Raw genomic sequence first — 20701 nt, forward strand, 5'->3', positions numbered from 1 at the left:
GTGCCCGGGCCTGCGCCCGGGGCGCGGCGATCAGCGGACGATGGTGACCGGCAGCTCGGTCTGGGCGATGACCTTGCTCGACACCGAGCCGAGCAGGATGCCCTTCACCGAACCGCGTCCGTGCGAGCCCATCACCAGCAGGTCGGCCTTTGCGGTCCTGGCGGCCGCAAGAATGGCGTCCGCCGGCTCGCCGATCACCGCCATCTCGCGCACGTCGACCTTGCCGCGGGCGAGCGCCTTGCGCGCCGGCGCCAGCATGCGTTCGTGGCTTTCGGCATGGATCTGCGCCATGGCCGCCTTGCCGATGCGGCTTTCCACGCCCGGGAACGGTTCGGCGTCGACCGCCACCAGGAACAGCTTCGCTGGCTTGGCAAGCTTGCCCGCCAGGCGCACGGCGTACTTCACGGCGCGCAGGCTGATATCGCTGCCGTCCACGGCGACCAGGATCTTCATCGGATGTTCCTCGGCGGATCGAATGGCGCGATTCTACGCGCTGGGCGCGGTGGCCGGACAGCGCGGCGGCGTCACTTCTCGACGAAAGCGCGCTCGAACACGTAGTCGCCGGACACGCCGATGCGCTTCGATGCGGTGAAGCCGCGTCCGTCGAGCAGGCTGCGGAAGTCGGCCAGCATCTGCGGGCTGCCGCACAGCATGGCGCGGTCGTGTGCGACATCGAGCGGGTCCAGGCCGAGGTCGGCCATCATCTGCCCGCTGGCCATCATGTCGGTCAGGCGCCCGCGCTGCGGGCGGCCGTCAACCACGAAGTCCTCGCGGGTGACGGCCGGGTAGTACAGCAGGCGGTCGCGCAGGATGTCGCCGAGCAGCTCATGCCGCGGCAGTTCGTTGCTGAAGTAGTCGCGGTAGGCGAGATCCGCCTGGCGGCGCACGCCGTGGCAGAGCACCACGCGCTCGAAGCGCTCGTAGGTTTCGGGGTCCTTGATGATCGACAGCCACGGTGCGAGGCCGGTGCCGGTGCCCAGCAGATACAGGTTGCGGCCGGGGTGCAGGTCGCTGATCAGCAGGGTGCCGGTGGGCTTGCGCCCGATCAGCACATGGTCGCCTGGCTTGACGTGCTGCAGGCGGGACGTCAGGGCACCGTCGGCCACCTTGATGCTGAAGAACTCGAGCTGCTCTTCCCAGTTGGCGCTGGCGATCGAGTACGCGCGCAGCAGCGGCTTGCTGGAGCCGTCGGCCTGCGCGACCGGCAGGCCGATCATCACGAACTGGCCGTTCTCGAAGCGGAAGCCGTCGTCGCGGGTGGTGGTGAAGCTGAAGTAGTCGTCCGTCCAGTGACGGACGTCCAGCACCGTTTCGGTGCCAAACGCGGATGACATGCGGGGTTCTTGGCTGGGGAGGAAACCCGGCCATTGTACCGCCGCCGCTAGCGGTAGCCCGCGGCCTGCAGTTCGAACAGCTCGGCATAGCGGCCGCCGGCGGCCATGAGCTCGGCGTGGGTGCCGCTGGCCTCGATCCGGCCATCGGCCATCACCAGGATGCGGTCGGCCATGCGCACGCTGGAGAAACGGTGCGAGATCAGCACGGCGGAGCGGTTGTCGGAGAGTTCGCGGAAGCGCTGGAAGACTTCGTATTCGCTGCGCGCGTCGAGGGCCGCGGTGGGTTCGTCGAGGATCATCACCTGGGCGTCGCGCATGTAGGCGCGGGCGATGGCGACCTTCTGCCACTGGCCGCCGGACAGGTCCACGCCGGTCTTGAAGCGGCGGCCGATGACCTGGTCGTAGCCGCCGGGCAGGCCGGCGATGACCTCGTCGGCCAGCGCGCGGCGCGCGGCGGCCTCGATGCGCGGGCGGTCGTCCATCGCGTCGACCTGGCCGACGCCGATGTTCTCGGCCGCGGTCATGTGGAAGCGCACGAAGTCCTGGAAGATCACGCCGATGTTGGCGCGCAGGTCGTCGAGGTCGTAGTCGCGCAGGTCGCGGCCGTCGAGCAGGATGCGGCCTTCGACCGGGTCGTACAGCCGCGCCAGAAGCTTCACCAGGGTGGTCTTGCCGGCGCCGTTCTCGCCCACCAGTGCCAGCACTTCGCCGGCATGCAGCTGGAAATCGACGCCTCGCAGCGCCCAGCGCGCGGCGTCCGGATAGCGGAAGCCGACGTTGTCGAACACGAAGCCGGTGGCGATCGGGCGCGGGATGGGCGAGGCGTCCGGGCGCGAGACGATCTCCGGCTGGATCTCGAAGAACGAGTACAGGTCGTCGAGGAACATCGCCTGGCCGGCGACCTGCGAAAACCCGATCAGCAGGCTTTCCAGCAGCTGGCGCAGGCGGCGGAAGCTGCCGGCCAGGAACGTGAGGTCGCCGATGGTGAAGTCGCCCTGCACCGTGCGCCACGCGATATAGCCGTAGGCCACGTAGTAGCCGAGCGTGCCGAACGCCGCCAGCAGCGCACCCCAGAACGCGCGGCGCCGGGCAAGCCTTCGGTTGGCGAGCAGGAAGGCCTGCGACAGCACGCGGAAGCGCTCCACCAGGAAACGGTGGAGGCCGAAGATCTTGACCTCCTTGGCGCTTTCCACGCTGGCGCCGGTCTGGCGCAGGTATTCGAGCTGCCGCCGCTCCGGCGTCCACTGGAAGTTGAGCGAATAGTTGAGCGCGTTGAAATGTGCCTCACCCACGAAGGCCGGGATCAGCGCCACCGCCAGCAGCACGATCAACCAGGGCGCGTACACCAGCAGCCCCGCGGCAAAGCTGACCACGGTGATCATGTCCTGGGCCTGGCCGAACAGCTGGCCCATGAGGTTCATGCGCCCCATGGTCTGGCGGCGCGCGCGGTCGAGCTTGTCCTGCAGCTCCGGGTCCTCGAAGTCCTCGAGGTCGAGGGTCGCCGCGTGCTCCATCAGCCGCACGCTGGCGGCGTTGGTGAACATCTCCGACAGGACCGAATCGCAGTACGACACCAGCCGCCCGAGCAGGTCGGAGACGATCGCCAGCGCGAACTCGAGCGCGATCAGCAGCGCCAGCGGATGCAGGAGCCCGGCGGCCCAGGCGTCGCCGAAACCGCCGTCGATCGCGCCACTGCCGACCAGCCGGATCGCCTCGTCGATGATCAGCTTGCCGATGTAGAGCATGGCGACCGGCAACAGCGCGCGGATCACCCGCAGGCCGAGGCTGGCAATGGTCAGCGGCCGGCTTGTGCGCCAGATCTCGCGCAGGAACGGCGGCAGGTTGCGCAGCGCATTGACGCGTTCGCGGAACGAGGGGCTGGAGGATGGCCGGGGCGGGGCGCTGTCGGCTGCGGTGCTGGCGGGGCTCATGGCGCCATCATGCCGGGCCCCCTGGAGGCACGGGTGAAATCACGGCCGGCGGACATGCGCCGCCGGCCGCGGTGGTCAGTCGAGCGACAGGCGCGCGTTGCCGGAGAATGTCTCCAGCTTGACCTCGCCGTCGCCGCCGCCGTAGCGATGCTCGAAACTCGCGCCCGGGCCGTACTTCTTGCGCTTGACGTCGGCACCGGCCGCGTCGAGCGAGCCGCTGAAGCTGGCGCCGCTGGCGCGCGCGGACAGATCGCGGGGCAGCGTGAGGCGGATGTCGCCGCTCACCGACTCCAGCGTGATGCTGCCGCCGCTGGCCAGGCCGGTGCGGATGCTGGTGTCGCCCGATACCGAGCTTGCGTCCAGCCGGCGCAGGCGTTCGCCGCGGGTGTCGATGTCGATGTTGCCGGACACCGACTCGGCCTCGACGCTGCTGCCGATGCGCCCGCGCAGCGCGATGTTGCCGCTGACGCTGTCGACAGCGACCTCGCGGCTGTTGAGGTTCAGCCGCAGGTTGCCGCTCACGCTTTCGATGCTCGCTTCGCCCGGCGCGCCCACCGCAACCACCGCGCCGCTGACGCTCTCGATGTCGAGCTTCGCGCCGCCGACCCCTGTGACGTTGACGCTGGCGGCGACCGAGTCGACCTCCAGGCTGGCCTGGCGCGGGATGTCGATGACCAGCGTGGTCGGTTCGGAATTGCGGCTGTTGCGCGGGTAGCGCACCTCCACCGAGAGGCTGCGCTCGCCGCCCTCGATGGCGAGGCGCTCCACGCCGTCGCCGAGGCTGCCGGTGATGCGGACTTCGGCGCGGTCCCAGGTGCGCACCTCGATGCTGCCCTTGAGGTTGGAGACATCGACGCTGCCGCGAGCGTCGAGCGGGCGGGTTTCGTTGATCGGCGTGGCGGCGAACGCCGGCGCGGCGAAGGCGGCGGCGAGGCCGGTGAGCAGGAGGGAACGGATCATGACTGGCTCCAGGGGCTAAGGCGGGGCGTGAAGGGACAGGGACAAGGCATCAGGCAAGCCGGCGTGCCAGCGACAGTCGCTGGGCATAGATGCGCTGCAGGCGCTGGACGAGGAACACGGCGTCGGGGTCGTGCCGCAGCGCGGCGCGCACTTCGACCGCGCTGCGGTCGAGTTCGGCCAGCACGCCGCCGGAGGCGTCCGGCGCCATGTCGACAGCGCGGGCGGCATCCAGCTCGCGCAGCGCGCCGAGGTATTCGCGGGTCATGGCGTCGGCCACGCGCAGCAGCGGTGCGTCCTGCGCGGCGTCGGCCGCGATGGTCGGCGCGGCGGCGCCCGTGGAGAGGCGCGGCGCCAGTTGCCAGCCCACGGCCACTGCGACCAGCACGGACGCGGCGATGGCGTAGGGCGCCAGCCTGGCTGTGCCGCGCCGGCCCCGGCTGGCACCTGGGTGAGCGCTGATGCGAGACGCAGCGGTGGTTGCGCCCATGCCAACCGCTCGCGGGGCAGCTGTCGGGTCGCGCGCGGGTGCCCGCGCCAGCTGCGCGGAGATCGCAGGCCAGAGGTCGCGCTGTGGCGCCACGTCCTGGCGCAGGGCGGCAAGCCGCGCCTGCAGGACAGCCGGAAGCACGTCGTCGTGACCGGCCCGGTCGATATCGTCGTGGTTGTCACGGTTCATGCGAAGTCTCCAAGTCGCGTGCGGAGCAGCCGGCGCGCGCGGTGCAGCTGCGCCTTCGAACTGCCCACCGCCATGTCGAGGGTCGAGGCGATCTCGTCGTGGCTCCAGCCCTCGATGTCGAACAGCACCAGCACAGCGCGGGCGCGCGGCGGCAGCGACGCCACGGCGCGGTCCAGGTCAAGCGCCAGCGCGGTGCCGTGGCCGGCCGAATCGGCGCCGGCCAGCGCGTCGATCACGTCGCCGTCGTCGCCATCCAGGCCCGGGCGCGCCTTGCGTGCGCGCAGGTCCATCAGTGCGGTGTTCACCGCCAGCCGGTGCAGCCAGGTGCCAAACGCGCTGTCCCCGCGCCACTGCGGCAAAGCCCGCCAGGCGCGCAGGAAGGCTTCCTGCACCAGGTCCTCGGCGCGCGCGTGCTGCCAGCCCGCCAGGCGCAGCACCACGCCGTGGACGCGCGCCGCGTGGCGCCGGTACAGGGCTTCGAATGCCGCGGCATCGCCGGCCGCCGCGGCGCGGGCCAGCGGCAGGTCGCAGTCGCCGGTGTCGGGGGCCGGGTCGTGGCAGGGGGCGGTCATCGCGGCGTCGAGCATACCCAGTCGGATGCACCGTCACGCCCGGAGGTTTAAGCCGCCCCTGCACAGCGGCGTAAAATGCACGATTGACCCGCCAGCAGCCGAGCCAGCCGTGACCCCGACCACGATCCGCCAGGACGACCTGATCCAGAGCATCGCCGATGCCCTGCAGTACATCAGCTACTACCACCCGGTGGACTACATCCGGAACCTCGCCGCCGCCTATGAGCGCGAGGAGTCGCCGGCCGCCAAGGACGCGATGGCGCAGATCCTGATCAATTCGCGCATGTGCGCGGAGGGCCACCGGCCGATCTGCCAGGACACCGGCATCGTCACCGTGTTCCTCGAGATCGGCATGGACGTGCGCTGGGACGACGCCACCATGGGCGTCGAGGACATGGTCCACGAGGGCGTGCGCCGCGCCTACGCGCACCCCGACAACAAGCTGCGCGCGTCGGTGCTCGCCGACCCCGCCGGCAAGCGCATCAACACCCGCGACAACACGCCGGGCGTGGTGAACTTCAAGGTGGTTCCCGGCAACAAGGTCGACGTGATCGTGGCCGCCAAGGGCGGTGGATCGGAAGCCAAGAGCAAGTTCGCGATGCTCAATCCGTCGGATTCGGTCGTCGACTGGGTGCTGAAGACGGTGCCGACCATGGGCGCCGGCTGGTGCCCGCCGGGCATGCTCGGCATCGGGATCGGCGGCACCGCGGAGAAGGCCATGCTGCTGGCCAAGGAGGCGCTGATGGAGCCGATCGACATCGTCGACCTGCAGGCGCGTGGCGCGTCGAATCGTGCCGAGGAACTGCGCCTGGAGCTGTACGACAAGGTCAATGCGCTCGGCATCGGCGCGCAGGGGCTGGGCGGGCTGACCACGGTGCTCGACATCAAGGTCAAGGATTACCCGACCCACGCGGCCAACCTCCCGGTGGCGCTGATCCCCAACTGCGCGGCCACGCGCCATGCGCACTTCACGCTCGACGGCAGCGGTCCGGTGATGCTGGATCCGCCGTCGCTGGAGGACTGGCCGAAGCTGGTGCTCGATACGTCCAAGGGGCGCCGCGTGGACCTGGACACGGTCACGCCGGAGGAGGTCGCGAGCTGGAAGCCGGGCGAGACCCTGCTGCTCAACGGCAAGCTGCTGACCGGCCGCGATGCGGCGCACAAGCGCATGGTGGGGATGCTCGACCGCGGCGAGCCGCTGCCGGTCGATTTCCGCGGCCGCTTCATCTACTACGTGGGGCCGGTGGATCCGGTGCGCGACGAGGTCGTCGGCCCGGCCGGTCCGACCACGGCGACGCGCATGGACAAGTTCACCGAGCAGGTGCTGAGCCAGACCGGCCTGCTGGGCATGATCGGCAAGGCGGAGCGGGGGCCGGTCGCCATCGACGCGATCCGCAGGTACAAGTCGGCGTACCTGATGGCGGTCGGCGGATCGGCCTACCTGGTGTCGAAGGCGATCAAGGCGGCGCGCGTGGTCGGCTTCGAGGACCTGGGCATGGAGGCGATCTACGAGTTCACGGTGCAGGACATGCCGGTGACGGTGGCGGTCGATTCCACCGGCGAGTCGGTGCACGAAACGGGCCCGCGCGAGTGGCAGTCGCGGATCGGCAGGATTCCGGTGGTGGTCGAGCCGGCCTGAGCCCTCTGCGGGTAGGCGAGCGACGCCCTACAGCTGCGAACGGATCGGGCGCACGATCCGTTCGGCGAGCTTCTCGCGAAGCGGGCGTCGTTCCCACATTTCGTACGAGTACTGCTTGGCGTGCTTCAGGTCGTCCTCGAAGACCTGGGTCATGCGTTCGGCAAACGCGTGGTTGTAGATGTTGAGGCTGGCCTCGTCGTTGAGGCGGAACGAGCGGATGTCGAAGTTGGTCGAGCCGACCGAGACCAGCTCCCGGTCCACGACCAGCAGCTTCACGTGGATCATGGTCGGCTGGTACTCGTGCATCTCGATGCCGGCCTGCAGCAGTTCGCCCCAGCTGGCCTTGGATGACAGGCGCACGGTTTCCGAATCGATGTGCTTGCCGGGCAGCATCACTCGCACCTTCACCCCGCGCTTGCGGGCCGCGATCAGCGCCTTGGTGATCAGCTCGTCCGGCACGAAGTACGACGCGGTCAGGTCGATCGTGTGCTCCGCCGCGGCGACCGCTGACAGGTACATCAGGTGCATGCTCTCGCTGCCGCCCGCGGGCGACGCGATGAACAGGTGCGCGGCCATGTCGCCGGCGTGCTCGAGCTCGGGGAAGTAGTCCGGACCGTTGAGAAGCTCGCCCGTGGTCTTGATCCAGTTGTCGTTGAACGCGGCCTGCATCTGCGCGACTGCAGGCCCCTCGATGCGGAAATGGGCTTCGCGCCAGTGGTCGGGATCCTGCGCGTGGCCGGTCCACTGGTCGGCGATGCCTACGCCGCCGGTGAAGCCGACCTTTCCGTCGATCACCAGCAGCTTGCGGTGGGTGCGGTTGTTCATGCGGCCGAGGTTGTACCAGTGCAGCGGCCGGTAGCGCTCGACCCGCACGCCCGCGTCCTGCATGCGCTGCAGCAGCTCCTCGTCCATCTTGATGCTGCCCACCCAGTCGACCACCAGGTGCACGCGCACCCCGTCGCGGGCGCGCGCGGCCAGTGCATCGGCAAACTTGCGGCCGATGTCGCCGGACCAGTAGATGTAGGTCTCGAAGGTGATGGTCTTCTGCGCCGAGGCGATGGCCGCGAGCATCGCCGGGAAGATCTCGTCGCCGTTCTGGTAGTCGACCACGTGGTTGCCCGGCATGATCGCCGGGCCCAGCAACACCGACATCTCGCGGCGGAACTGCGGGTCGGCCACGGCGTGCGTGTGCTCGACCTTGCGTTCGATTTTCTTTTCGGGAGTGGCGAAGTTCATCGCCACCACCACGACCAGCACCGTGGCGATGACGGTCAGGACGATGGTCCAGGCCATTTTTTTGCGGCTCCAGGTTCGGCGGCTCATGCATTCCCCTCGGCAGGGTCGGGCCGGGTCCGCCTACTCTGGGGCGCGCGCATTCACCGGCGCGTGAAGCCGGGCCGGGTCAGAACCAGTCGATCACCGAAATGCCGAGGCCCACGTAGGTCGCGCGGTGGTCGTAGTCGAGCATGCTCTCGCCGTAGCCGTCGAACACCTGCAGGTGTCCGCGCAGCTGGTTGCTGATCGGGAACCCCCAGTCGAACTGCAGTGCGCCGTGCGAACGGTCGCCGCTGCGCAGGGAGTGGCGCGCCATCAGCGAGTACACCTGGCCATCGTCGCGGGTGTGCACGAGGGTGGCGTCGCCGCGGCCAAGGTAGTCCTCGATGCCCGGGTTGTCGTCATCGCTGCCGTCGGACAGCCGGATCCAGGGGCGGAACGTCACCGCCCAGTCCTTGCGGTCCAGGCCGACGTTGAACATCACCCGGTTCCAGCTGCGCGAGAGCGGGTCGGCGCGGCCGTTGGACTGGTGGTTGATGCCGATCGCCGCCATCCGCCCCTTCCAGCCGAACAGGCTGTAGCTGTTGCGGAACACCATGAGGACTTCGGGCTCGTAGTTGGTCTCGCGGAACGGGCGCGAGGCGTCGCTGTTGAGCACCTGCCAGCGCGAGCTCTGCGTGTAGCCCATCCACAGGTCGCCGTTGTCGCCGAAGATGCTCTCCAGCGCCTTGGTCTTGAAGCTGATCTGGAACTTCGTCTCGAACTCGTCGGTGTCCATCGCCTGCGCCTCGACGCCGGGCGAAGAGCTGGCCGGCGACGGGTTCTGGTTGCTGCTCCAGAACACCGGCAGCAGGTACACCGGCTTGTACGCACGCATGTTGAAGGTGCCGAGCTTCGAGTCGCGCGCCAGCTCCCAGCGGCTGTCGAGCAGCGAGCCGCGGCCGGCATTGGCGAGCGCCTCGCGGCGCGGATCGTCGTCGTGCGGGTAGAAGTCGCTGCTGGTGTCGGCGGGTCGTGCCTGCGCGGCTGCGGCTTCGAGCGCCGCGGCCTCCGCGCGGGCGCGGGCGGCGGCTTCATCGGCGGCCTGCGGCGAACGCGCCTGGCGGCCGGCGGCCAGGTCGTAGCAGGCAAGGCGCTCGGCGTCGCTCTCGACCGCGACACAGGCGGTCGGGCTGCCGGCCGGTGGCGACTGGGCGGCTGCGGTGAACGGCAAGGCGCACAACAGGGACAGGATGGCCGACAGGCGTGGTGGCATGGGATGGCTGTGTTGGCGAGGCGAGGCGCGAGTCTAGCGTGGTGTCACAGGAACCATGCGAACGCGAACAGGCCCAGCATCGCGAAAGCCAGCGCCAGCTTCAGCACGATCGCGAACACGATGCCCAGCCAGGTGCCGAAGCCGACCCGCGCCGCTTGCCCGACGTCGCGTCCGTGCAGCAGCTCACCCGCCAGCGCGCCCAGGAAGGGACCGGCGAACAGCCCCACCGGGCCGAAGAACACACCGACGAAGGTGCCGATGATCGCGCCAACGATCGCCTTGCCGCTCGCACCCACGCGTTTCGCGCCGAGCGCGGTGGCCCAGAAGTCGATCAGGAGCGACAGCAGGGTCAGCACCCCCAGTACCGCGAGCGTGACCACGCCGATCTGCTCGAATCCGCCGGCCCATGCCGCCAGCAGCATGCCGGCGAACACCAGCGGCAGGCCCGGAAGCGCGGGGAGGATCGTGCCGATGACGCCGGCGACCACCAGGATCGCGGCGAGGACGTAATAGAGAACCTGTGCATCCATCTTGGCAGCCTGCCCATGTAATGACGGCCCGCATGGCGGGCCGTCAGGAGAACACGAAACGAGGAGGATGGATCAGCGCAGCGAGGCGCGGCCACCCGCAACGCGCACATATGAGCCTTCGCGGATCCCGCCCAGGTCAGTCTGGGTGACCACGGTCATGCGGCCGTTGTCGAGGCGCACGTGGACGTCGTAGACCGAGTCCCCCTGGACGCGGTTCTGGATGGCGTTGCCCGCCACCGCGCCGCCGACCGCGCCGGCGACCGTCGCGGTGTTGCGGCGGCCCTCGCTGTCCGTGTTGCGGCCGGCAATTTCACGCGCAGCCACGGCGCCCACTACGCCACCCAGCACGGCACCGGTGGCATTGGGCGTATTGCCACCGCGCGCGCGATGGTCGATGCGGGTGACCACGCCGCAGTCCTGGCAGGCGTAGGCGGACGAACCGGTATTGCCGTAGCCGCTGCCGCTGGAATAGCCGGGCGATGTGCTCGCACAGCCGACCATGGTGAGCGCGGCAAGCGCGGCGGTGGCACCGATCAGGCGGATCTTCATTGCGTTGCTCCTGAGATCGCGGGGGGATGGGAAGGTGGACCTTCCACCCCGCGACCTTAGGAGCAGGGTCGTGAACAGCCGATCAACCGCGGAAGTCGCGGTGGCAGGCCTTGCAGTCCGCGCCGATGGCCTCGGTGGTGGTCTTGAGTCCCGCGCAGTTCAGCGGCGGCGATGCCAGGGCGCTGTCGATGGCGCCGCGGAACTTGCCGGCGTGGGTGGCAAAGCGGGTGTCATCGCGCAGGTCGGCGAATGCGGGCTCGAGATCGTTGCCCAGCACGCGCAGCGCCTGCAGGTGCGGCAGCACGTCCGTCGCCGCGCAACGGTTGGCCTGCAGCGCGTCGCGCAGCTGTGCGCTGTGCGCGGACAGCAGGTGCATGGTGGCCTTGGGGTAGTGGTCCTGCCAGGTCTTGCGGGCCTCCAGCGCGCGCAACAGCATCACCACCGCCACCACGCCAAGCACCAGGCCCAGGACGAAGACGAACAGGTAGCGGACCGCAGCCGAGTGCGGCTTGCCCGCGTGGCTCGCGGGACCTGCGTGGGGCGTGGTATCGGGCGGCGTCGACATGCGTGCACTCCGGCTGGCGGTTGGACAGCGGCGATTGTATGCGGCGCACCCGCTAAAATGCGCGCATGGACAAGCACTGGCAGGACAGGTTCGCGGGTATCGACCGCCTTTACGGGCGTGGCGCGGTGGCGCGTTTTGCCGACTGCCATGTCGCGGTGGTGGGCCTGGGTGGCGTGGGCTCGTGGGTGGCCGAGGCGCTCGCGCGCAGCGCCGTCGGTCGGCTGACGCTGATCGATGCCGATGACCTGTGCGTGTCCAACACCAACCGCCAGCTTCCGGCGCTCGAAGGCCACTACGGGCGCGCCAAGGTCGAGGCCATGGCGGAACGTTGCCGTGCGATCAACCCGGCGATGACGGTCGACGCCTTGCCGAGTTTCCTCACGCCGGCCAACCTCGACGAGCTGCTCGATCGCGGCTATGACCTGGTCATCGATGCCTGCGACAGCTTCCGCAGCAAGGTCGAGGCGATCGCATGGTGCCGGCGCCGCAAGCTGCCGCTGATCACCGTGGGCTCGGCGGGCGGGCGCGTGGACCCGACCCTGGTGCGCGTGCGCGACCTGTCCAAGACCGAGCACGACGCGATGCTGGCGCTGGTGCGGCGCAAGCTCCGCGGCGAGTTCAATTTCCCCAAGGGGCCGCGGCGCTATTTCAGCGTGCCTGCGGTGTACTCGCTGGAAAACGTGCGTTACCCGCAGCCCGATGGCAGCGTCTGCGGCCTGCGCCCGCAGGTCGGCGGTGCCGACGCGCTCAACCTCGACTGCGGTGGCGGCCTCGGCGCGGCCACGCATATCACCGGCGCATTCGCGTTCGCCGCGGCGGGCAAGGCGCTGGAGATGCTGCTTGCACGCGGCCAGGCGCGCGACGCCTAGTCCAGCGCGAACAGCCGCCGCGCGTTGGCGCTGGTGGCTTCGGCCACCACATGGTCATCCACGCCGCGCAGCGCGGCGATCGTCGCGCACACCACGGCAAGGCGCGCCGGTTCGTTGCGTTGGCCGCGGAGGCCGGCATCCGGCTGGTCGGGCGCGTCGGTTTCCAGCAGCAGGTGTTCTATCGGCATGTCGGCGGCCAGCCGGCGTAGCCGCTGCGCGCGTTCGTAGGTGACCGGACCACCGAGGCCGAGCAGGAAGCCCTCGCGCCACAGCACTTCCGCCTGCTGGCGGCTGCCGGAAAAACTGTGCACCACGCCGCGCAGGCCGCCAATGCGGCGGATGGCGGCGATCACCGCGTCCACCGCGCGCCGCGCGTGCACGATCACCGGCAAGTCGAACTCGCGCGCAAGTTGCAGCTGGCCGTCGAACCAGTGCGCCTGTTGCGCCGGGTCCAGGCCTTCCACGAAGTAATCGAGCCCGCATTCGCCGACCGCCACCGGGCGCTCGCGCGCCAGCCAGGTGCGCAGCTGCTCGAGGTGTCCCGGGCGGTGGTGGGCGAGGAAGGTTGGATGCAGGCCGTAGGCCGGGTACAGGCCATCGTCGAGAGCGGCCGCTTCGCGGAGACCCGGCCAGGCGCCAGCGTGCGTCGCGGGCAGGACCTGCATGCGCACACCCGCCGCACGCGCCCGGGCAATTACTGCTGCACGATCGGCGTCGAACTCGATTGCGTCGAGATGGCAATGGCTGTCGACCAGCATGGTTCAACCGCGCCGGGCTTCACCGTCGATGGTGTCCTTCGCTGTCCCGCCTGCGGGCCGCTTGCGGCGCGCGAGCAGCAGGGCACCGAGGCCGAACAGGATCTCGTCGACGAACGGCAGCGGATCCGGGACCACGAGGGTGACCAGGAACAGGCCCGCCGCGGCCATGAACAGCTTCGGAAAGCTCAGGCGGCCCAGCCATCGCATCAGCGGGATCAGCAGGGGATTGGGCATGGCGACACTCCACGGGCGTGCGATGCAGGCACGCTAGCACGCGGCAGGGTGTGGCCTGGTTCACGGATCCGTCAGTTTGCAGGCCGGGTGGCCGGCACCCGTTCAGGCGTGAAGTGTTCGAATCCCGTTATCCGCGGCACCGCCGCACGGTCCACCGGTACCGCCCACGAGGAGGCGCTCCATGAAGAACAACACGCTAGCCATTGCCCTCGCTTCGCTGCTTGTCGGTGGCGTTGCCGTCGCCGCCTTCCAGGGTGGTCGCACCGACCAGCCGCGCGCCGACATCGCCGCCGCCGGCACCTCGCTGGACGTCGCCGCCGACGCATCGGAAGGACGCCTCGACGATGGCGCGATCCCGAGCGCGGGCCGCCTTGAATATGCCGACGTCGTCGCCGTCAAGCCGATCACCGAGCGCGAGGCGCTGTATGCGACCGTGATCGGCTCCGAGGCGATCCGCGAAACCACCACGAGTTCCAGCCCGCGCCAGGTCTGCGAAGACGTGGTCGTGCAGGAGCGCCTCCCCGAGCGCGACGGCAACATCGGCGGCACTGTCGCAGGTGCGGTCATCGGTGGCCTGGTGGGCAACCAGGTCGGCAGCGGCAACGGCCGCAAGCTGGCCACCGTGGCCGGTGCCGTCGGCGGCGGCTATGCCGGCCGCGCTGTGGACCGTCGCCACGTCGGTGGCCAGGTCGTCGAGCGCGTCGACCGCCAGTGCCGCACCGTGCAGGACAGCGCGCAGTCGTCGCGCGTGGTCGCCTACAACGTGACCTACCGCAACCCGGATGGCACCACCGGCACCATGCGCACCGACAGCAAGCCCGGCAACCGCATCCCGCTGGGCAACCAGGACGTGACCGTCGGCTACGACGTCACCTACCGCTACGACGGTGACGAGCGCAGCATCCGCATGGACGAGCGCCCCGGTGACCGCCTGCCGGTGATCGACGGCCAGGTGGTCACCCAGGTCGCCAGCGTCGACGGCGACACCGAGCGCGGCTGATCGCAGCGCCGCCAGGTGAACGCTGACGCGGGCCCGGATTTCCGGGCCCGCGTCGTTTCCGGGAACTGCCGGCCGGTAACGCCCCGCGCCATGGCCTGCCCGGCGCCGCCGGCCATCGCTACAATGCCGGGTTTCCGCCGACCGGTTGCGCTTCCATGGCCCTGAATCCCTACGACCTCTACGACGTCCGCTCCCTGCTCAGCGATGAGGAGCGCGCCGTGCAGGACACGGTGGCGCGGTTCACCGACGAACGCGTGCTGCCGATCATCGGCGAGTGCTTCGACCAGGGCCGCTTTCCGAAGGAGCTCATCCCGGAGATCGCCGGGCTCGGCCTGCTGGGCGCGACGCTGCCCGCCGAATACGGCGGCTCGGAGCTCAACTACGTCAGCTACGGGCTGATCTGCCAGGAGCTGGAGCGCGGCGACAGCGGCATCCGCAGCTTCGCCAGCGTGCAGTCGTCGCTGTGCATGCATCCGATCTTCGCGTATGGCACCGAGGAGCAGAAGAAGCGCTGGCTGCCCGACATGGCCGCCGGCAAGGTGATCGGCTGCTTCGGCCTGACCGAGGCGCACGGCGGCTCCGACCCGGCCAACATGAAGACGCATGCCAAGAAGGACGGCGGCGACTGGATCATCAACGGCGCCAAGATGTGGATCACGAACGGCAACATGGCCGACATCGCGATCGTCTGGGCGCAGACCGAAGACGGCATCCAGGGCTTCATCGTCGAGAAGGATTTCGCCGGCTTCAGTGCGCAGGAGATCAAGCACAAGATGAGCCTGCGCGCGTCGGTGACCAGCGGCCTGTTCTTCGACAACGTCCGCGTGCCGGAGGCCAACCGCCTGCCGAACGTGAAGGGCCTGAAGGGGCCGCTGGGCTGCCTGACCCAGGCGCGCTACGGCATCACCTGGGGTCCGATCGGCGCGGCGATCGCCTGCCTGGACGAGGCCTTGAACTACAGCAAGGAGCGCATCCTGTTCAACCGCCCGCTCGCGGCCACGCAGAGCGCGCAGCTGAAGATGGCCGACTGGTCGCGGCGCATCACCGGCGCGCAGCTGCTGAGCCTGCAGCTCGGTCGCCTGAAGGATGCCGGCAAGATGCAGCCCACCCAGGTGAGCGTGGCGAAGTGGAACAACTGCCGCATGGCCATCGACATCGCGCGCGAAGCGCGTGACCTGCTCGGCGGCGCCGGCATCACCACCGAGCACTGCCCGATCCGCCACGCGCTGAACCTGGAATCGGTGATCACCTACGAGGGCACCGAGACCGTGCACCAGCTGGTGGTGGGCCGCGAACTGACCGGCATCAACGCCTTCGCCGGCTGAGCCCTGTCCGGGCGCCGCGCCGCGGCGCCCACCGGTCCACGCGATAGAGGTGCGTCCACCATGGCCTTGCCCGAGCTCCGCCTTGAAACCGAACGCCTGGTCCTGCGCCCGCCGCAGCTGGGCGATTTCGAGCGCTATGCCGAACTGCTTGGCGACGAGCAGGCCGCGCGCCACATCGGCGGTCACCAGCCGCGTGCGCCGGCGTGGCGCAAGTTCCTGCAGATGCCCGGTGCCTGGGCCGTGCAGGGCTTCGGCATGTTTTCAGTCGTCGAGAAGGCCAGCGGCAGCTGGCTTGGCCAGGTCGGCCCGTGGAAGCCCGAGGGCTGGCCGGGCAACGAGATCGGCTACTCGTTCCACCCCGATGCGTGGGGCAGGGGCTATGCGACTGAAGCAGCGATCGCCACGATCGACTGGGCGCTGGCGAATCTCGGCTGGGACGAATTCATCCACTGCATCGCGCCCGAGAACGTCGCTTCGCAACAGCTCGCGAAGCGCCTGGGTTCCACGCTCCGCGGGCCGGGACGATTGCCGGCGCCTTACGAAGATGCAGCCGTCGACATCTGGGGGCAGACCCGCGCGCAATGGCGCGCGCGTGGCGCGGGCGGCGCGCCGTGATCACCGTCCACGGCTTTTCGCCCTCGGGCAATTGCCACAAGGTGAAGCTGCTGCTGGAGCAGCTCGGTCGCCCCTATCGCTGGGTCGAAACCGACAGCAGCCGCGGCGAGACACGCACGCCGGGATTCCTCGCGATCAACCCCAACGGCCGGGTGCCGGTGATCGAGCTCGACGACGGCCGCCGCATGGCGGAGTCGAATGCGATCCTGTGCTGGCTGGCCGAAGGCACGCCGTACTTCGCCGGCGATGCCTGGCAGCGCGCCCAGGCGCTGTCATGGATGTTCTTCGAGCAGTACAGCCATGAGCCCTACATCGCCGTCGCGCGCTTCATCCGCGGCTGGACCCCGACCGATTCCCCACGCCGCGCCGCGGAACTGCCGCGCTGCCTCGAGCGCGGCCACCAGGCGCTGGCGGTGATGGAGCAGCACCTGGCCGCGCATCCCTGGTTCAGCGGTGACGGCTACGGTATCGCCGACATCGCGCTCTTCGCCTACACCGACGTTGCCGGCGACGGCGGCTTCGACCTGACGCCCTATCCGGCGATCGGCGGCTGGCTGGCGCGCGTGCGCGCAACGCCGGGCTTCCTTCCGATCCCGCCTCCCACGCCCGACGTCGCCGCCCTGCTGGCGACGCACTGACCACGGAAATCGCCACGCCATGTCGCAGGTCGTTCCCCAGCCCATCCCCGCGCGCATGCGCGGCCTCAACCGTGCCGAGATCTGCGACGTCAACTTCAGCGAGTTCGTGCGCGGCTGGAACGGCCACGTCGACGCGCGCCCGGCCGCCGACGAGGCGATCCTCGACGGCAGCGCGCTGGATGCGCGCGGCTTCCGCGAGCTGTTCGAGTCGCAGCTGATCAGCCGCCACCTGGATCTCATGGCGCGCGTGCTGCGCGTGCAAGACAAGGTCTTCTACACGATCGGTTCCAGCGGCCACGAGGGCAATGCGATGGTCGCGCGGCTGACGCGGCACACCGATCCCGCGTTCCTGCACTACCGCTCCGGCGGCTTCATGGCCGAGCGCTTCCGCAAGCTGCCGGGCATGGACCCGGTGATGGACTCGGCGCTGTCGTTCGCCGCCAGCAAGGACGACCCGGCGAGCGGCGGCCGGCACAAGGTCTGGGGCAGCAAGGCGCTCTGGGTGCTGCCGCAGACGTCCACGATTGCTTCGCACCTGCCCAAGGCGTTCGGCACCGCGGTCGCGATCGAGCAGGGCCGGCGCATCGGCCATGCGCTGCCGATCCCGGACGACAGCATCGCCATCTGCTCGTTCGGCGATGCGTCCAGCAACCACGCCACCGCGCAGACCGCGTTCAACGCCGCGGCGTGGACGGCCTACCAGAAGCTGCCCGCGCCGGTGCTGTTCGTGTGCGAGGACAACGGCATCGGCATTTCGGTGAAGACGCCGGACGGCTGGGTGGCGCGCAACTTCGCGCAGCGCCCGGACCTGGATTACTTCGCCGCCGACGGCCTTGACCTGGCCGCCGGCTATGGCGACGTGCAGCGCGCGGTCGAACACTGCCGGCGCACGCGCCGCCCGACCTTCCTGCACCTGCGCACCACCCGGATCATGGGCCACGCCGGCACCGACTTCGAGATCGAATGGCGGCCGCTGGAGGAGCTGTGCGCGGTGGAAGCGAGCGATCCGCTGCTGCGTTCTGCGGCGATCGCGCTCGAGTCGGGGCTGATGTCGAAGGACGAGGTGCTGGCGCTGTACGAGGCCACGCGCGCCAGGTGCTTCGCCGCCGCAGAGGATGCCGACCGTCGCCCGCGCCTCGACTCGCTCGAAGACGTGATGGCGCCGCTCGCGCCGTACACGCCGGCGGCGGTGCAGGCCGAAGCCACGCGCGCCGACTTCGACGCGCGCCGGCTGGAGGTGTTCGGCGGCGAGGCCAAGCTGCCGGAAAACCAGCCGCCGAAGCACCTCGCCATCCAGATCAACCAGGCGCTGCACGACCTGTTCTGCAAGTATCCCGAGACGCTGCTGTTCGGCGAGGACGTGGCGCAGAAGGGCGGCGTGTACACCGTCACCAAGGGCCTGCAGAAGGCGTTCGGCGCGCGACGCGTGTTCAACACCCTGCTCGACGAGACGGTGATCCTCGGCCTGGCGCAGGGCTACGCCAACATGGGGCTGTTGCCGCTGCCCGAGATCCAGTACCTGGCGTATTTCCACAACGCCTGCGACCAGATCCGCGGCGAGGCGGCCAGCCTGCAGTTCTTCTCCAACGGCCAGTACCGCAACCCGATGGTGGTGCGCATCGCATCGCTGGGCTACCAGCGCGGCTTCGGCGGGCACTTCCACAACGACAACTCGATCACCGCGCTGCGCGACATCCCCGGCCTGGTGGTCGGCTGCCCGAGCCGCGGCGACGATGCCGCGACCATGCTGCGCACACTGGCCGCGCTGGCCAAGGTCGACGGCCGCGTGTGTGCGCTGCTCGAGCCGATCGCGCTGTACATGGCCAAGGACCTGCACGCGCCCGGCGACGGCGGCTGGCTGACCAGCTACCCGCCACCCGGCGAGGCGATGACGCTCGGCGAAGGCCGGGTGTACGGCGAAGGCCACGATGACCTGGTGATCTTCACCTTCGGCAACGGCGTGCCGATGAGCCTGCGCGCCGCGCGCACGATCGAGGAAACGCACGGCTGGAAGGTGCGCGTGGTCGACCTGCGCTGGCTGGTACCGCTCAACGACGGCTTCATCCGCGAGCAGGCCGCAAGCGCGAAGCGCATCCTCGTGGTCGACGAAGGCCGGCGCAGCGCCGGCGTGGGCGAGGGCATCATCACCGCCGTGGTCGAGGGCGGATTCGGCGCGCGGCCGCTGCAGCGCGTGGTCGGTGCCGACACATTCACGCCGCTCGCCGGTGCGGCGTTCCTGGTGATTCCGTCGGACGCCGAGATCGTGGCGGCTGCCGATCGACTGGCTGTGGTCGCGCCGTAACGCGTCCGCACGCGGCGCGCGCTAGGCCTGCGCGCGCAGCAGTGTCGCGAGCTGCGCTGCGCCCATGGGCCGCGCAATGCCGAAACCCTGGCCGATGTCGCAGCCCGCGGCGGCCAGCCAGTCGCGGGTGGCGTCGTCCTCGATGCCCTCGGCGGCCACTGTGGCGCCCAGTTCGTGCGCAAGGCCGATGATCGCGGTCACGATGGCCTGGTCCGAGCGCGAGTCGAGCAGCGAGGTCACGAACGAGCGGTCGATCTTGAGCTCGTCGGGGGCGAGGCGGCGCAGGTTGACCAGGGAGGAATGGCCGGCGCCGAAGTCGTCCACGGAAATGCGGATGCCATGCGCACGCAGCCGCGGCACCGCCTCGGCGACCAGTCCGGGCTCGCGCATGACGTCGGTCTCGGTGATCTCCAGCATCAGCCCCGGGCCGTCCTGGCCGTGCCGGGCGATGATGGCATCGACCAGCCGCGGGTCGGCCAGGTCGTTGGCCGAGATGTTCACCGAGACGTGCAGCGGCGGGTCTGCAGCGGGCCATTGTTGGCGCTGCCGCAGGCCGCAGCGCACCAGGTGCAGGCTCATGGCGCCGATCACGCGTGCCTGTTCGGCGATGGGCACGAACTCTTCCGGCGACATCGGGCCACGCTGCGGATGGTCCCAGCGCACCAGCAGCTCGGCGCCCAGCCAGCGGCCACTGCGCAGGTCCAGCTTGGGCTGGAACTGGTAACCGAGGCGGTCGTTGTCGATCGCGTCCTGGAGTTCGGCGAGCAAGGCCGCATGCTGGCCGGCGTACTGCACCACGGGGCTGTCCCGTCGGCGCCTGCGCCACGCCAGCGTGCTTCCGCCGATCACCAGCAGCGCCGCCACGCCGCCCGTGATCGCCGGCCAGGGCAGGGCCTTGCGTGCGCTCAGGTTGCCGATCCATTCCACGTACAGGTCGTTCTGCGTTCCGCTGGCGCGCAGGCGTTCGAGCGAGGCATCGATCCGCGCCACCAGGTCGGCGCGGCCGTGGCGCGCCGCGAACACATAGCGGCGTTCCAGCAGCGGCGGACTCAGTGCCACCATGTCGCGCAGGTCGTGCTGGTGGATGGCGTAGTAGCCGATGCCGGTGGGCGCGAGGGCATAGTCGGCGTCGCCGCGGGCCACCGCCGCCAGCGTGTCCGCCTCGTTGTCGAGTTCCACCAGCACCACGCCCGGACCGGCCTGCGCGCGCAGCGCTTCCCAGGCAAGGCCCGCATGCTGCACCGCCACGCGCACGTCGGCGAGTTCGTCGAGTGAATCCAGCACCGCCCGCGAGCGCGGGCCGAACAGGGCATGGTGGCGGATCAGGATCGGCTCGGTGAACAGGAAGCGCTGCTCGCGCTCGGCCGACCAGAACATCGGCACGATATCGACCTCGTCGCGGGCGAGGCGCTCCAGGGCGTCGTCCCATGCGCCCAGCTCGAAGCGCGGCTCCATGCCCAGGTCACGCGCGACCTCGCGCGCCAGCGCCACGTCGAAGCCGTCGGCCTGGCCGTCCTCGTCAAGGAAGTGGTACGGCGGATAATCGGCATCGCCGCCAATGCGCAGCGTTTCCGCCTCCCTGGCGCCTGCGAAGGCCGGGGCGAGCAGGGCGATGGCTGCAAGCAGCCAACCGGCCCCCCGCGCAACGGCCCTGCCGCGGCCGGTCATCGCCAC

21 protein-coding genes are annotated in these 20701 nt (G+C 69.8%); 7 read left to right on the top strand and 14 right to left on the bottom strand.

The window, feature by feature from the left end; all coding sequences use genetic code 11:
* Window positions 1–30 precede the first annotated feature (30 nt).
* From JGR64_RS05290 to JGR64_RS05315, 6 genes are all read right to left on the bottom strand, one after another.
* Window positions 31–453, bottom strand: a complete 423-nt coding sequence (locus JGR64_RS05290; RefSeq protein WP_199375565.1) for a universal stress protein — start codon at window positions 451–453, stop codon at window positions 31–33.
* A gap of 71 nt (window positions 454–524) precedes the next feature.
* Window positions 525–1334, bottom strand: a complete 810-nt coding sequence (locus JGR64_RS05295; protein ID WP_199375567.1) for a ferredoxin--NADP reductase — start codon at window positions 1332–1334, stop codon at window positions 525–527.
* 47 nt (window positions 1335–1381) lie between these two features.
* Window positions 1382–3265, bottom strand: a complete 1884-nt coding sequence (locus JGR64_RS05300) for an ABC transporter ATP-binding protein (protein ID WP_199375569.1) — start codon at window positions 3263–3265, stop codon at window positions 1382–1384.
* 75 nt (window positions 3266–3340) lie between these two features.
* Window positions 3341–4225 (bottom strand): DUF4097 family beta strand repeat-containing protein, encoded by an 885-nt coding sequence (locus JGR64_RS05305; RefSeq protein WP_199375571.1) that lies wholly within the window; start codon window positions 4223–4225, stop codon window positions 3341–3343.
* A 49-nt stretch (window positions 4226–4274) separates the two neighbouring features.
* Entirely contained in the window at window positions 4275–4901 is a 627-nt protein-coding gene (locus tag JGR64_RS05310; protein ID WP_199375573.1) for a hypothetical protein, read from the bottom strand.
* Window positions 4898–5473 carry a sigma-70 family RNA polymerase sigma factor gene (locus JGR64_RS05315; RefSeq protein WP_233348391.1) on the bottom strand — a complete coding sequence of 192 codons (576 nt, stop codon included), beginning with the start codon at window positions 5471–5473 and terminating at the stop codon, window positions 4898–4900. Before JGR64_RS05315 ends, JGR64_RS05310 begins: the two co-directional genes overlap by 4 nt.
* A gap of 109 nt (window positions 5474–5582) precedes the next feature.
* Between JGR64_RS05315 and JGR64_RS05320 the strand changes: the two genes are divergently transcribed.
* Window positions 5583–7112, top strand: a complete 1530-nt coding sequence (locus JGR64_RS05320; RefSeq protein ID WP_199375577.1) for a fumarate hydratase — start codon at window positions 5583–5585, stop codon at window positions 7110–7112.
* A gap of 27 nt (window positions 7113–7139) precedes the next feature.
* Here the strand turns inward: JGR64_RS05320 and cls are convergent, their stop codons facing one another.
* From cls to JGR64_RS05345, 5 genes are all read right to left on the bottom strand, one after another.
* The gene (gene cls, locus JGR64_RS05325; RefSeq protein WP_199375751.1) at window positions 7140–8405 is read right to left on the bottom strand and encodes a cardiolipin synthase; all 1266 of its coding nucleotides are present in this window, start codon (window positions 8403–8405) and stop codon (window positions 7140–7142) included.
* Between the two features lie 109 nt (window positions 8406–8514).
* Window positions 8515–9642, bottom strand: coding sequence for a phospholipase A (locus JGR64_RS05330; RefSeq protein ID WP_199375579.1), 1128 nt, complete (start codon window positions 9640–9642; stop codon window positions 8515–8517).
* 44 nt (window positions 9643–9686) lie between these two features.
* On the bottom strand, window positions 9687–10172 hold the full coding sequence (locus JGR64_RS05335) for a DUF456 domain-containing protein (protein ID WP_199375581.1): 486 nt from the start codon (window positions 10170–10172) through the stop codon (window positions 9687–9689).
* 72 nt (window positions 10173–10244) lie between these two features.
* Window positions 10245–10721, bottom strand: coding sequence for a glycine zipper 2TM domain-containing protein (locus JGR64_RS05340; RefSeq protein WP_199375583.1), 477 nt, complete (start codon window positions 10719–10721; stop codon window positions 10245–10247).
* Window positions 10722–10803: 82 nt separating this feature from the next.
* On the bottom strand, window positions 10804–11286 hold the full coding sequence (locus tag JGR64_RS05345) for a hypothetical protein (protein ID WP_199375585.1): 483 nt from the start codon (window positions 11284–11286) through the stop codon (window positions 10804–10806).
* Window positions 11287–11351: 65 nt separating this feature from the next.
* Between JGR64_RS05345 and JGR64_RS05350 the strand changes: the two genes are divergently transcribed.
* Window positions 11352–12155 carry a tRNA threonylcarbamoyladenosine dehydratase gene (locus JGR64_RS05350; protein WP_199375586.1) on the top strand — a complete coding sequence of 268 codons (804 nt, stop codon included), beginning with the start codon at window positions 11352–11354 and terminating at the stop codon, window positions 12153–12155.
* On the opposite strand, the gene JGR64_RS05355 is transcribed toward JGR64_RS05350, so the two are convergent.
* Both JGR64_RS05355 and JGR64_RS05360 read right to left on the bottom strand, forming a co-directional pair.
* Window positions 12152–12913, bottom strand: coding sequence for a TatD family hydrolase (locus JGR64_RS05355; protein ID WP_199375588.1), 762 nt, complete (start codon window positions 12911–12913; stop codon window positions 12152–12154). The genes JGR64_RS05350 and JGR64_RS05355 overlap by 4 nt on opposite strands.
* Before the next feature lie 3 nt (window positions 12914–12916).
* Window positions 12917–13147 (bottom strand): DUF6116 family protein, encoded by a 231-nt coding sequence (locus tag JGR64_RS05360; protein WP_199375591.1) that lies wholly within the window; start codon window positions 13145–13147, stop codon window positions 12917–12919.
* Between the two features lie 181 nt (window positions 13148–13328).
* On the opposite strand from JGR64_RS05360, the gene JGR64_RS05365 reads away from it, so the two are divergent.
* The 5 genes from JGR64_RS05365 (at window position 13329) to JGR64_RS05385 (ending at window position 19027) form a co-directional block, all read left to right on the top strand.
* Window positions 13329–14147 (top strand): glycine zipper 2TM domain-containing protein, encoded by an 819-nt coding sequence (locus JGR64_RS05365; RefSeq protein WP_199375592.1) that lies wholly within the window; start codon window positions 13329–13331, stop codon window positions 14145–14147.
* 155 nt (window positions 14148–14302) lie between these two features.
* On the top strand, window positions 14303–15472 hold the full coding sequence (locus tag JGR64_RS05370; protein WP_199375594.1) for an acyl-CoA dehydrogenase family protein: 1170 nt from the start codon (window positions 14303–14305) through the stop codon (window positions 15470–15472).
* A 60-nt stretch (window positions 15473–15532) separates the two neighbouring features.
* Entirely contained in the window at window positions 15533–16087 is a 555-nt protein-coding gene (locus JGR64_RS05375; RefSeq protein ID WP_199375596.1) for a GNAT family N-acetyltransferase, read from the top strand.
* Entirely contained in the window at window positions 16054–16725 is a 672-nt protein-coding gene (locus JGR64_RS05380; protein ID WP_199375598.1) for a glutathione S-transferase family protein, read from the top strand. Before JGR64_RS05375 ends, JGR64_RS05380 begins: the two co-directional genes overlap by 34 nt.
* A 19-nt stretch (window positions 16726–16744) precedes the next feature.
* On the top strand, window positions 16745–19027 hold the full coding sequence (locus JGR64_RS05385) for a thiamine pyrophosphate-dependent enzyme (RefSeq protein WP_199375600.1): 2283 nt from the start codon (window positions 16745–16747) through the stop codon (window positions 19025–19027).
* Window positions 19028–19048: 21 nt separating this feature from the next.
* Here JGR64_RS05385 and JGR64_RS05390 read toward each other — a convergent pair whose 3' ends face one another.
* Window positions 19049–20695 carry an EAL domain-containing protein gene (locus JGR64_RS05390; protein WP_233348434.1) on the bottom strand — a complete coding sequence of 549 codons (1647 nt, stop codon included), beginning with the start codon at window positions 20693–20695 and terminating at the stop codon, window positions 19049–19051.
* Window positions 20696–20701 lie beyond the last annotated feature (6 nt).

It is taken from the genome of Luteimonas sp. MC1572 (assembly GCF_016615815.1).
Taxonomy (GTDB): Bacteria; Pseudomonadota; Gammaproteobacteria; order Xanthomonadales; family Xanthomonadaceae; genus Luteimonas.

Excerpts from the sequence above, each read along its gene's own strand:
- JGR64_RS05385 (WP_199375600.1), top strand. The coding sequence starts at position 16,745 with ATGTCGCAGGTCGTTCCCCAGCCCATCCCCGCGCGCATGCGCGGCCTC.
- JGR64_RS05350 (WP_199375586.1), top strand. The coding sequence starts at position 11,352 with ATGGACAAGCACTGGCAGGACAGGTTCGCGGGTATCGACCGCCTTTAC.
- JGR64_RS05360 (WP_199375591.1), bottom strand. The coding sequence starts at position 13,147 with ATGCCCAATCCCCTGCTGATCCCGCTGATGCGATGGCTGGGCCGCCTG.
- JGR64_RS05370 (WP_199375594.1), top strand. The coding sequence starts at position 14,303 with ATGGCCCTGAATCCCTACGACCTCTACGACGTCCGCTCCCTGCTCAGC.
- JGR64_RS05375 (WP_199375596.1), top strand. The coding sequence starts at position 15,533 with ATGGCCTTGCCCGAGCTCCGCCTTGAAACCGAACGCCTGGTCCTGCGC.
- cls (WP_199375751.1), bottom strand. The coding sequence starts at position 8,405 with ATGGCCTGGACCATCGTCCTGACCGTCATCGCCACGGTGCTGGTCGTG.
- JGR64_RS05340 (WP_199375583.1), bottom strand. The coding sequence starts at position 10,721 with ATGAAGATCCGCCTGATCGGTGCCACCGCCGCGCTTGCCGCGCTCACC.
- JGR64_RS05380 (WP_199375598.1), top strand. The coding sequence starts at position 16,054 with ATGGCGCGCGCGTGGCGCGGGCGGCGCGCCGTGATCACCGTCCACGGC.
- JGR64_RS05305 (WP_199375571.1), bottom strand. The coding sequence starts at position 4,225 with ATGATCCGTTCCCTCCTGCTCACCGGCCTCGCCGCCGCCTTCGCCGCG.
- JGR64_RS05335 (WP_199375581.1), bottom strand. The coding sequence starts at position 10,172 with ATGGATGCACAGGTTCTCTATTACGTCCTCGCCGCGATCCTGGTGGTC.
- JGR64_RS05330 (WP_199375579.1), bottom strand. The coding sequence starts at position 9,642 with ATGCCACCACGCCTGTCGGCCATCCTGTCCCTGTTGTGCGCCTTGCCG.
- JGR64_RS05345 (WP_199375585.1), bottom strand. The coding sequence starts at position 11,286 with ATGTCGACGCCGCCCGATACCACGCCCCACGCAGGTCCCGCGAGCCAC.
- JGR64_RS05315 (WP_233348391.1), bottom strand. The coding sequence starts at position 5,473 with ATGACCGCCCCCTGCCACGACCCGGCCCCCGACACCGGCGACTGCGAC.
- JGR64_RS05390 (WP_233348434.1), bottom strand. The coding sequence starts at position 20,695 with ATGACCGGCCGCGGCAGGGCCGTTGCGCGGGGGGCCGGTTGGCTGCTT.
- JGR64_RS05310 (WP_199375573.1), bottom strand. The coding sequence starts at position 4,901 with ATGAACCGTGACAACCACGACGATATCGACCGGGCCGGTCACGACGAC.
- JGR64_RS05355 (WP_199375588.1), bottom strand. The coding sequence starts at position 12,913 with ATGCTGGTCGACAGCCATTGCCATCTCGACGCAATCGAGTTCGACGCC.
- JGR64_RS05290 (WP_199375565.1), bottom strand. The coding sequence starts at position 453 with ATGAAGATCCTGGTCGCCGTGGACGGCAGCGATATCAGCCTGCGCGCC.
- JGR64_RS05300 (WP_199375569.1), bottom strand. The coding sequence starts at position 3,265 with ATGAGCCCCGCCAGCACCGCAGCCGACAGCGCCCCGCCCCGGCCATCC.
- JGR64_RS05365 (WP_199375592.1), top strand. The coding sequence starts at position 13,329 with ATGAAGAACAACACGCTAGCCATTGCCCTCGCTTCGCTGCTTGTCGGT.
- JGR64_RS05295 (WP_199375567.1), bottom strand. The coding sequence starts at position 1,334 with ATGTCATCCGCGTTTGGCACCGAAACGGTGCTGGACGTCCGTCACTGG.